The 10526-nt window shown below is 69.7% G+C and carries 9 protein-coding genes and 1 pseudogene; 5 read left to right on the forward strand and 5 right to left on the reverse strand.

The genetic code is table 11. The features are described 5' to 3' along the window. On the reverse strand, positions 1-562 hold a 562-nt coding region (locus tag ACTHK2_RS02165; protein WP_440244052.1), incomplete at its 3' end, for a serine/threonine protein kinase. Positions 563-682: 120 nt separating this feature from the next. On the opposite strand from ACTHK2_RS02165, the gene ACTHK2_RS02170 reads away from it, so the two are divergent. Next, positions 683-1585: a diguanylate cyclase gene (locus ACTHK2_RS02170; RefSeq protein WP_440244053.1), complete on the forward strand. Its 903-nt coding sequence runs from the start codon at positions 683-685 to the stop codon at positions 1583-1585. Between the two features lie 118 nt (positions 1586-1703). Here ACTHK2_RS02170 and ACTHK2_RS02175 read toward each other — a convergent pair whose 3' ends face one another. After that, the gene (locus tag ACTHK2_RS02175) at positions 1704-2336 is read right to left on the reverse strand and encodes a glutathione S-transferase family protein (RefSeq protein ID WP_440244054.1); all 633 of its coding nucleotides are present in this window, start codon (positions 2334-2336) and stop codon (positions 1704-1706) included. 124 nt (positions 2337-2460) lie between these two features. On the opposite strand from ACTHK2_RS02175, the gene aceF reads away from it, so the two are divergent. Together aceF and lpdA are read left to right on the forward strand one after the other, a co-directional pair. After that, positions 2461-3819 carry a dihydrolipoyllysine-residue acetyltransferase gene (aceF, locus tag ACTHK2_RS02180; protein ID WP_440244055.1) on the forward strand — a complete coding sequence of 453 codons (1359 nt, stop codon included), beginning with the start codon at positions 2461-2463 and terminating at the stop codon, positions 3817-3819. A gap of 10 nt (positions 3820-3829) precedes the next feature. Next, a complete protein-coding gene (gene lpdA / locus ACTHK2_RS02185; protein WP_440244056.1) occupies positions 3830-5671 on the forward strand; it encodes a dihydrolipoyl dehydrogenase in 1842 nt (613 codons plus the stop codon). A 277-nt stretch (positions 5672-5948) separates the two neighbouring features. Here lpdA and ACTHK2_RS02190 read toward each other — a convergent pair whose 3' ends face one another. The 3 genes from ACTHK2_RS02190 to ACTHK2_RS02200 form a co-directional block, all read right to left on the reverse strand. After that, entirely contained in the window at positions 5949-6281 is a 333-nt protein-coding gene (locus ACTHK2_RS02190; protein WP_440244057.1) for a glutaredoxin family protein, read from the reverse strand. A gap of 116 nt (positions 6282-6397) precedes the next feature. After that, entirely contained in the window at positions 6398-8908 is a 2511-nt protein-coding gene (locus ACTHK2_RS02195) for a choice-of-anchor B family protein (protein ID WP_440244058.1), read from the reverse strand. A gap of 87 nt (positions 8909-8995) precedes the next feature. Then, entirely contained in the window at positions 8996-9343 is a 348-nt protein-coding gene (locus tag ACTHK2_RS02200; RefSeq protein WP_440244059.1) for an antibiotic biosynthesis monooxygenase family protein, read from the reverse strand. Positions 9344-9490: 147 nt separating this feature from the next. Here ACTHK2_RS02200 and ACTHK2_RS02205 point away from each other — a divergent pair, with 147 nt between their 5' ends. Together ACTHK2_RS02205 and ACTHK2_RS02210 are read left to right on the forward strand one after the other, a co-directional pair. Then, positions 9491-10099, forward strand: a complete 609-nt coding sequence (locus ACTHK2_RS02205; RefSeq protein WP_440244060.1) for a hypothetical protein — start codon at positions 9491-9493, stop codon at positions 10097-10099. 4 nt (positions 10100-10103) lie between these two features. Then, a pseudogene (locus tag ACTHK2_RS02210) lies at positions 10104-10526 on the forward strand (hypothetical protein); the annotation flags it as partial.

The raw sequence follows: 10526 nt of genomic DNA on the forward strand, positions 1-10526 counted from the left end.
TGCCGCCGATGGCGATGCCGAAGTCGATGATCTTCGGCATCGGCGTGCCGTCGACGCGGCGCACGAGCACGTTGGCGGGCTTGAGGTCGCGGTGGATGATGCCTTTCTGGTGCGCGTGCTGGACGCCGTGGCAGACGCGTGCGAACAGGGCGAGGCGTGCATCGCGGTCGAGCTGCTGGTCACGGCAGAAGCGCGTGATCGGCACGCCCTCGACGACTTCCATCGCGAGGTAGGGATAACCCTGCTCGGTGGTGCCGGCGTCGAACACCTGGGCGATCGCGGGGTGCTGCATCTGCGCGAGCGCCTGGCGCTCGACGTCGAAGTAGGCGCGGGCGAGGGGGCTGGCGACCTGCTCGCGGATGAGCTTGAGGGCGACGTCGCGGTGGACCGGGCGCAGCTGCTCGGCGAGATAGACGCGGCCCATGCCGCCTTCGCCGAGCACGGAACGGATGAGGTAGGGACCGAGCTGCATGCCGGGCTCGAGCGCATCGGCCGAGCCGGTCGCGGGAGCCCGGCCGATGAACTCGGTGGCGTCGTCAGCGTTGGTTTCGTCGCCGTGCATGTCCGCCCCGTCCGGATCGCCGTGCGCGCAGTGTAGTGAGCGCCGGGCCGATTGCCAGCGCCATGGCGCCGGAGAGTCGCGTAAACTCGCCTGCGGCGACGGCGCCTGCAGCGGACCCGCATGACTTCCCGCCACAACGATTCCAGCACCACCCAGCGACGCACGATCCGCCCGGCACGCGGCTTCGAGGCGCGCAGCGGCTCGGCCGCCTGCCTCGTCGTGCTGCAGGGCCAACGCCTTGGCCAGCGCATCGACGTCGGCGAACAGGTCGTCACCCTCGGCCGCGCGCCCGAATGCGACTTCCAGATCATGGAGCGCAGCGTCTCGCGCCAGCACGCGCGCATCTGGAAGGAGCCGAACGGCTACCGCATCAAGGACCTCGACTCGACCAACAAGACGCTGCTCAACGACCAGCCGATCATCGAGGCCGAGCTCAAGGACGGCGACCATGTCTCGATCGGCAGCTGCGTTCTCAAATTCATGGAGCGCTCGTCGGTCGAGGCGCGCTACCACGACGAGATCTACCAGCTCGCGACGATGGATCCCCTGACCGGCCTGTACAACCGCCGGCATTTCCTCGAACTGCTCGAGCGCGAACTCGCGCGCAGCGCGAGCCACCGCCGCGCGCTCTCGCTGCTAATCATCGACCTCGACCATTTCAAGTCGATCAACGATCGCTACGGCCATCCCGCCGGCGACATCGTGCTCAAGCAGGTCGCCGTCGCGCTGCAGGCGCTCGCGCACGGCGAGATCCTCGTCGCGCGCATCGGCGGGGAGGAGTTCGCCGCGATGCTGCCCGAGCAGGGCGTCGCCGATGCGGGTGCATTCGCGCAGCGGCTGTGCGATTCGATCGCCACACTCGACCTCGGCGACCAAGCCGGCGTGCGCAACGTGACCGTGAGCATCGGCGTCGCCGGCTGGAGCGCGGAAGCGGCCACCGTCGCCGACCTGCTGCGCGCGGCCGATGCCGAGCTCTATCGTGCCAAGCAGGGCGGCCGCAACCGCGTCTGCATCGCCACATAGGGCAGTACGGGCGCCGCGGGCGACGCGGCACGTTCGACCGCGAGTGCTGCCTGGCGGCACGGATGGAATGGCGGCACGCGCGTTCGTGCGTACCGCCCACGCGATCAGTCCTATGCGATCAGGCCCACTCGGTCGGGCCCTCGACGTCGTACAGGCGCTTCCAGCTCGGCCGCGCCTTCACGCGCTGCGCTAGCGCGGCGACATGCGGCCAGCTCGTCGCGGGCTTGGGCATGTTGCGCGACCAGCGCATGAGCATCGTCGCGTAGAGGTCGACGATGCCGAACGCATCGCCGAGCACATGCGGTCCGTTCTCCGCGAGATGCGCCTCGAGGCGGTCCCAGGTCGCCTCGATGCGGCGGCGCGCGAACTCCTTCGATTCCTTCTCGTGCTCGGCGGGCGCGAAATCCTGCGGATAGAACCATTGGCGATATGCCGGCTGCAGCGTATTGGCGAAGTGCACCATCCACTGCAGGTACGTCGCGCGCCGCGCGTCACCGGCCGGCGGCGCGAGCGCGTTTTCCGGGTGCCGCTCGGCGAGCAGCAGGAGCAGTGCCGCGCACTCGTACACGGGTGCCCCGTCGACGATCAGCGTCGGCACGGTGCCGTTCGGATTCAGGCGCAGGTATTCGGCGCTCTTGTGCGCCTTCGCATCGAGGTCGAGCTTGCGCAGTTCGTGCGGCGCGCCGATTTCGAGCAATGCCTGGTGCACGGCCATGCTGGCGGTGCCGGGGGAGTAGTAAAGGATGTACATGGTGTCTCCGGTCGGCGCGAGGGCCGGCGGATTCTACCTGCGCGCGCGCCGCCGGCCGGTGTGCATGACGGCAACCCTCGAAATCGGCGAAACTTGTCGTCCTGCCTCACGATCCGGAGCAAGCATGGCCGTCCAGGAAGCGAAGGTGCCGGACATCGGCAACTACACCAACGTCCCCGTCATCGAAGTCCTGGTGAAGGTCGGCGACACGGTGACGCGCGACCAGGGCCTGGTCACGCTCGAATCGGACAAGGCGACGATGGAAGTGCCGGCGCCGTTCGACGGCGTCGTGCGCGAGATCAAGGTCAAGGTCGGCGACGAGATTTCGGAAGGCACCGTCGTCGCGCTCGTCGAAGCCGCCGACGCGGGCGCGGCGAAGCCGGCCGCGGAAGCGCCGAAGGCCGCGGGTGCCCCCTCGCCGGCACCTGCTGCGGCGGCGCCGGCACCCGCCGCCGCTAAGAGCGAACCGGCGACGCAGGCGCCGGCCGTGGCGGCCCCGGCCGGCGATGCGGGTTCGCCGCGCACGCCGCCGGTCCCGTTCGATGCGAGCGCGGTGATGCCGGACCAGGTCCCGTATGCGAGCCCGGCCGTGCGCCTGTTCGCGCGCGAACTCGGCGTCGACCTCGCGCACGTCAAGGGCAGCGAGCGCAAGGGCCGCATCTCGAAGGAGGACGTGCAGAACTACGTCAAGGCCGCGCTCGCGGGCGGTGCACCGCGCGCGGCGGCGGGCGGCGGTGGCGGCTGGCTCATCCTGCTGCCGTGGCCGCAGGTCGACTTCGCCAGGTTCGGCGCGATCGAGACGAAGGCGCTGTCGAAGATCAAGAAGATCTCGGGCGCGAACCTCGCGCGCAACTGGGCGATGATCCCGCACGTCACGCAGCACGACGAAGCCGACGTCACCGATCTGGAAGCGCTGCGCGTCGCGCTCAACAAGGAAAACGAGAAGGCCGGCATCAAGCTGACCATGCTCGCGTTCCTCATCAAGGCGGTGGTCGCCGCGCTGAAGAAGTACCCCGATTTCAACGCTTCGCTCGACGCGGGCGGCGAGAACCTCGTGCTGAAGAAATACTTCCACATCGGTTTCGCCGCGGATACGCCGAACGGCCTCGTCGTGCCGGTGCTGAAGGATGCCGACCGGAAAGGCGTGATCGAGATCGCGCAGGAAACCGGCGAGCTCGCGAAGAAGGCGCGCGACGGCAAGCTCGGCCCGGCCGACATGTCGGGCGGCTGCTTCTCGATCTCCTCGCTCGGCGGCATCGGCGGCACTGCGTTCACGCCGATCGTCAATGCGCCGGAAGTGGCGATCCTCGGCGTGTCGAAGACGTCGACCAAGCCGCACTGGGACGGTACTGCGTTCGTGCCGCGCCTGATGCTGCCGCTGTCGCTGAGCTACGACCACCGCGTCATCGACGGCGCCTCGGCGGCGCGCTTCACGACCTATCTCGGCCAGGTGCTGGCGGATATGCGCCGCGTGCTGCTCTGAGGCCGACGACATGACCAACACGATCGAAGTCAAAGTCCCCGACATCGGCAACTTCAGTGGCGTGCCGGTGATCGAAATCCTGGTCAAGCCGGGCGACACGGTCGCCAAGGACCAGGGCCTCGTCACGCTCGAATCGGACAAGGCGACGATGGAAGTGCCGTCGAGCGTCGCCGGCGTGGTCAGGGAAGTGCGCGTCAAGCTCAACGACGAAGTCGCCGAGGGCACCGTCGTCGCGGTCATCGAAGCCGATGGCGGCGCCGCGTCGCCTTCGCCTCTCCCGCCTGCGGGAGAGGCCGCGCGCAGCGCGGGTGAGGGGAAGAATGCCAAGTCGTCGCAGGAAGCACCCGCACCCCAATCCTCTCCCATCAGCGGGAGAGGGGAAGCAACTGGCGCTCCGATCGCGGCGCCGAAGGCGGCTGCAGCAAGCGGCCGCAAGGCCGACGTCGAATGCCAAGTCGTCGTGCTCGGTTCCGGTCCGGGCGGCTATACGGCCGCATTCCGCGCCGCCGACCTCGGCCAGGACACCGTGCTCGTCGAGCGTTACGCGTCGCTCGGTGGCGTCTGCCTCAATGTCGGTTGCATCCCGTCGAAGGCGCTGCTGCATGCGGCGCGCGTGATCGACGAAGCCGCGCATGCGGCCGACTACGGCATCGCGTTCGGCGAACCGAAGCTCGATCTCGACAGGCTGCGCGCGTACAAGGACAAGGTCGTCGCGCAGATGGTCAAGGGCCTCGACGGCATGTCGAAGCAGCGCAAGGTGCGCGTCGTCGAAGGCACCGGCATGTTCGTGTCGCCGAACGAGATCGAAGTCGCCGGCAAGGACGGCACGAAGCTCGTGCGCTTCGAGAAGGCGATCATCGCCGCGGGTTCGCAGGCGGTGAAACTGCCGGGCTTCCCATGGGACGACCCGCGCATGATGGATTCGACCGACGCGCTGCTGCTCGGCGACGTGCCGAAGAAGCTGCTCGTCGTCGGCGGCGGCATCATCGGCCTCGAGATGGCCTGCGTCTACGACGCGCTCGGCAGCGAAGTCACCGTGGTCGAACTCATGGACCAGCTCATGCCGGGCGCCGATCCCGACCTCGTGCGCCCGCTGCAGCAGCGCTTGTCCAAGCGCTACGCGGGCGTGCACCTCAAGGTGAAGGTCGCGAAGATCGAAGCCGGGAAGACAGGGCTCAAGGCGACGTTCGAAGGCGAGAAAGCGCCGGAGCCGCAGCTCTACGACCGTGTGCTCGTCGCGATCGGCCGCTCGCCGAACGGCGCGAAGATCGGCGCGGAGAAGGCCGGCGTCGTCGTCGGCGAGCGCGGCTTCATTCCGGTCGACCGACAGATGCGCACGAACGTGCCGCACATCTTCGCGATCGGCGACCTCGTCGGCCAGCCGATGCTCGCGCACAAGGCGACCCACGAAGGCAAGGTCGCAGCCGAAGTCGCCGCGGGCGAGAAGAGCGAATTCGTCGCGCGCGTGATCCCGTCGGTCGCCTACACCGATCCCGAGATCGCCTGGGTGGGCCTCACCGAGACCGAAGCCAAGAAGCAGGGCATCAAGGTCGGCGTCGGCAAGTTCCCGCACGCGGCATCCGGTCGCGCGGTCGGCATCGGCCGCACCGAAGGCTTCACCAAGCTGCTGTTCGACGAGGCGACGCATCGTGTCGTCGGCGGCGGCATCGTCGCGCCGACTGCGGGCGACCTCATCGCCGAGATCGCGCTGGCGATCGAGATGGGCTGCGAAGCCGCCGACATCGGCCTCACCGTGCATCCCCACCCGACCTTGTCGGAGTCGGTCGGCATGGCGGCCGAGGTCTACGAGGGGACGATCACGGATCTTTATCTGCCCAAGAAGAAGGGCTGAGGGCCGAGGGCCGAAAAGTGGCCCAGCGCGCAGCTTTGCCTGTGGGAGCGACGTTCAGTCGCGATGCTCTTGTAGGGCAGGGTGAGGGGCCGAGGCTGCGCTTGCCCCTCCGTTCGCCCTGAGCGCAGGCAGCAGGCAGGATGTCGAAGGGCCGTCCCGGTGGCGTCACGGTCGGGCGGGCGCTTCGACTTCGCCCGCTTCGCGGGCTGCGCTCAGCGCGAACGGAGCTGCGAGGTGTGCCGACCGGCGCAGACAGGTCCCCCCTCAAGGGCGCAGGTCAGCTCCGCTTGGCCGCGTACTTCGCGAGTTCCGCGCCGATCTTCGCTTCGTCGAAGCCGTTGATCTTCGCCTCGCCGATCAGGATCAGCGGCGTGCCGACGCCGCCCGCGGCTTTCCATTCCGCGGCGGCGGACGCGGATTTCTCGATGTCGCGTTCTTCCCATTGCACGTCGTGCTCGGTGAACCAGGTGCGCGCCTTCGCGCAGTAGCCGCAGGTGGCGGTCGCATACATCGTGACCTTCGGCGCATGGATGTCGCTGAGCGGCTGCGCACCGGCGACGGACATGGTGCCGGCGACGAGCGCCAGCGCGAGCAGGGTTCTCCGCAACATCGCACTCCCTCCTGAAGGCGGCGCCGGGCGGCGCCGCTGCGCTTCTCAGAGAGCAGGTACCGGCGATAGTTCCCGCAGCCCACCCCGGGCGCAGCCCCCAAGCGGCGCCGCGATGCTCAGCGCGCGGCCGCGTCGAAGCCGTTGGCGAAGATCGTGTCGCCGCCGATCTCGCAGGTACCCGGCACCTGCGCGTGGGTGAGCGCGATGTCGTCGACGAACCAGCCCTCGCCGGTCTGCGCGGTGTCGGTGCGGTAGAGCCAGCGCAGTTTCACGTTCTGGCCGGCGTACGCGCTGAGGTCGACCTGGCGCTGGGTGAAGCCGAGCTGCCCCGTGCCGGTGAACGCACCCGATCCGGTGGCGACGCCGCACAGGGTGCCGCCATCGGTGATCGTGCCCGGGTAGCCGCCCTCCGGCGTGAGCCGCGTCCAGCTCGTGCCGCCGTTGGTCGAGATCTCGACCACGCCGCCGTCCCAGCCCTGCTCGATGTCCCATGCGGTCCAGAACGACAGCTGCGGCGAGGTGCCCGCGCTGAGGTCGAGTGGCGGCGTGACGAGCGTGACGCAGAGGTTGTTGGCGGCGGTCGACCAGAAGCTCTGTGTACCACCGTGCTTGCGCGCGGTCGACATGTGCCAGCCGGCGTGCTCGATCTGGCCGGGCGTGCGGCTCGGCGCGCCGACGCCCTCCGCCTCGAACAGCGGATCGCCGGGCTCGGCGCCCGATTCGAACGTGCCGTCGTGGTTCGGTCCGGTCGGCGTGGCCGAAAGGCGCACGAGGTTGCCCTCCTCGCTGCCATTGGCCGAGTCGCTCGCACGCACGATGTAGTACTGCGGCGCGCCGCCTGCGACCACGTCGTCGGCCCAGGTGAGTGCGCCGATGTCCGTCGCGATGCGATGCGCGATGTCCGGGACGAAGTCCGCCTCTTCCGAGCGATACACCGAGTACGACGCAGGCCCGCCGCAGGCCGGCTGCGCGCCGGCCCACGCGAGATCGACGCGGCATTGCGCGGCGCCCGCATTCGCCGCCGTGGCGATGCCCGCGAACAGCGGCGGCGCGGTGCAGCTGCCGCTCGTCTGCGCTTCCACGCAGGTCGAAGCCGGCGCGGCGCAGCCGCCGGTCGCGTCGATCGCGACGACGCGATAGCCGTAGGTGACCGCGCCCGAGGCGCTCGTGTCGGACCAGCTGCTCGCCGCGAGTTGCTCGGCGATCGTCTCGAAGTGGCCGCCGCAGCCGCCCTGCGCTCGCTCGACGCGGTAGTTCGCATCCGGAGCCGAACCGCTCCACGCGAGGTCGATGCGATGGTCGCCATTGGGCGTCGCCGCGAGCGTCGGCGTCGCCGGCGCGGTGCACAGGTGCGGTTCGAGCACGAAGAAGCCTTCGTCGATGCCGGTGGCGATCACGTGGCCGCTGCCCGGGAATCGATAGTTGTTCCAGCTGCCGTTGAACTGCGCATGGTCGCTCGCCGGATACGTGTCGAAGTACGCCACCTCGGTGAGCTGGGCGGCGGACAGGTTGTCCATGCGCAGGATGCGCACACCGGCTTCGTAGTTGGACTGGTAGACGTACTGGCCGTGCACGTACAGGTTGTGGTCGATGACGTCGAGCGGACTGTCGTGGTAACCGACCAGCACCGGCGCGTCGAGGTCGGACACGTCGAAGACGTAGGTGCGCGCGGCGTGGCCGAAGTTGCTCTCGTCGAGCTCGTCATCGACGAGCAGGTAACGATGATCGTCGGTGAGCCAGCCCTGGTGCGGGTAGGCGGAGCCGGTGTAGGTGACCGAGGACAGGGTCGCCGGCGCGCTCTTGTCGGTGACGTCCACGATCGCGACCTTGCGCGTCGGGCCGTTGGAGTCGACGCAGATCTCCTTGCCGACGTGCGCCGTGTCCGGGCCTGCATACACCCAGCATTGCGATTCGTGCGTGTAGCCCGCGTCGCCGACGCAGCCGGCGAAGACCGGTTCATCGGGCGTGCTGATGTCGAGCATCTGCAGGCCGCCGCTGTGGGAATCGCCGGGGCAGGTGAGATTGCTGCCGGGCACGTAGGCGAAGCCGGTGTCCTCGTTGATCGAAATCGTGTGGCTGCTGCCGAAGGCGCCGTACCACGCGGTCTCGGCGAACGTCTGCGGTGTCGTCGTCACGCCGCGCAGCGTGGTGAGGTCGAACACCTGCATGCCGTGACCGGGATTGTTGTCGCTGACCACGAACGCGTGGTCGTGATAGACGCGCACGTCGCGCCAGATCGAACTCCCCGTGCCCGCGTGGGTCGGCAGCTTGCCGAGGTACACCGGATGGGTCGGGTCGTCGAGGCGGTAGAACACGGTGCCGTTGTCGGCGCCGACCAGCGCGTACTCGGTGCCGTCGCTGTCGGTCCAGCCCCACAGGCTGTTCGTGCTGCTGGCGGAGAACTCGCCGAGCGGGACGAACGCGAGCAGGTCGATGTTCGAGCACGGATAGATGCCCGCCATGCCGTCGACGCACGGTGTCGCGTGCCTCGGCGCGAGCGCATGCGGCGCGGACGGTCGGGCCGCGAGCTGCGCGGCCATTTCGGGCCGCAGGACTTGAGCCGGCTCCCGCGCGGCGGCGAGCGAGAACGGCAGCAGCAGGGCGCAACAGGCGCGCAGCATGGACATCGGCTTACTCCCCAGCAAGGTCGGTCCGGGCCGGTCGTCGCGACCGGCGCAAGCGGGGGAGTCTAGCAGGCGTGGCGGTGGCCGCCGTCAGCGCGCCCGGCGCCCGGCGCCGCGCCCGGGAGCGTCCGGCCCGGCCGTGTCGACCACGTCGTAGTGGCGCACGAGCGGCTCCATCTCGAGCAGGTAGTCCTCGTCTTCGGGATAGTAGACCGAGCGCTCCGGGTTCTCGCCGGCGAACGCGCGGACGGCGTCCATCGAATCCCACAGCGAGATCAGCACGATCTCGCTGTGCTCGCCCTGCAGGCGCCGCAAGACCGTGATGCCGCGGTTGCCCGGCGTCGCGGCGACGTCCTTGAGCAGGGTGTCCGCGAGATGGGCGACGTAGGCATCCGCCCGTTCGGCCAGCGTGATGCCCCGCCAGATGCGCGCAATCATGTGCCGTCTCCGATGGCTTGCGGCGCCATCTTCGCACGCCCCGCGTGCGTTTTCGTGGCGGCGCCCGGCCGGCGGCGCTAGCGACGGCGGCGAAAACTGCGGCCATAATGCGCCAGCCCCGCGCTGCGGGCGCGGTGGGAGGTCGGAATGGCATGGCTCGGTTGGGTGGTGGCGGTGATCGCGGCCGGCGTCGCCGCATGGCTGATGCGCGCCCTGCGCGCCGAGCGCGGGCGCAGCCATGAGCTCCTGTACGAGAAGATCGATCTCGAGAACGAGCTCGACGAGGCGCGCAACGGCGCTCCCTCGGACAGCGTCGCGCATGCCGCCGCGCACGACGCGCTCGTCGCCGTCGCCAACCGCCTCGACGCGCCACTCGGTTCGGCGCGCGCGCACCTCGAGGACCTCGATGCGCAGATCGTCGATTACCGCGAACGCGTGCGCCAGTTCGATGCTGCCGTGCAGTACTGCCTGCAGCCGGTCGAGATGATCTTCGGCGCCGACAAGGCGACGCTCGACCAGCTCATGAGCCACGTCGAAGGCGCGCGGCGCAAGCTGTTCGAAGCGCGCGCCGCACTGCAGAAGAGCCCGCTGCACCTGGCCAAGGGTCCGCTCGACGGCGGCCTCGGCGAGATCGACGTGCTCGCCGACTACGCGCGCGCCCTGCGCATTCCGCCGGCCGATGCCGCGCCCGCCGCGGTATCCGCCGCGCCGCCGCCGGCGGAGCCCGTCGCGGACGAACACACGCTCGCGTCCTGAGGCGATGGTTGCGCTGGTACTGGGCGCGAGCGGTGCGGTCGGCCGTTTCCTGCTGCCGCGCCTCGCCGCCGCCGGCGACGTGCTCGCCGTGAGCCGCACGCCGCACGCGTCCGCATCGGCACGCCTGCACTGGATTGCCGCCGACCTCGACGGGGGGCGGCCGCCGCTGCCCGCGCTCGAGGTGGTCTACAGCTGGGGTCCGCTGGATGGGTGCGCGCGCTGGAACGCGCCCACGCCACTCGGGGCGGCGCGCGTCGTCGCGATCGGTTCGATGAGCATCGAAAGCAAGCAGGCCTCCACCGACCCGCACGAACGCGAGGTCGCCGCACGCGTGCGGGCGGCGGAGCAGGCGCGAGCCCACGCTGCCGAGGGGCGCGGCAGGGCCTGGACCGTGCTGCGGCCGACCCTGATATACGGCGCCCGCGGC

Origin of the sequence: Dokdonella sp. (genome assembly GCF_051958935.1) — a bacterium.
Lineage (GTDB): Bacteria > Pseudomonadota > Gammaproteobacteria > Xanthomonadales > Rhodanobacteraceae > Dokdonella_A.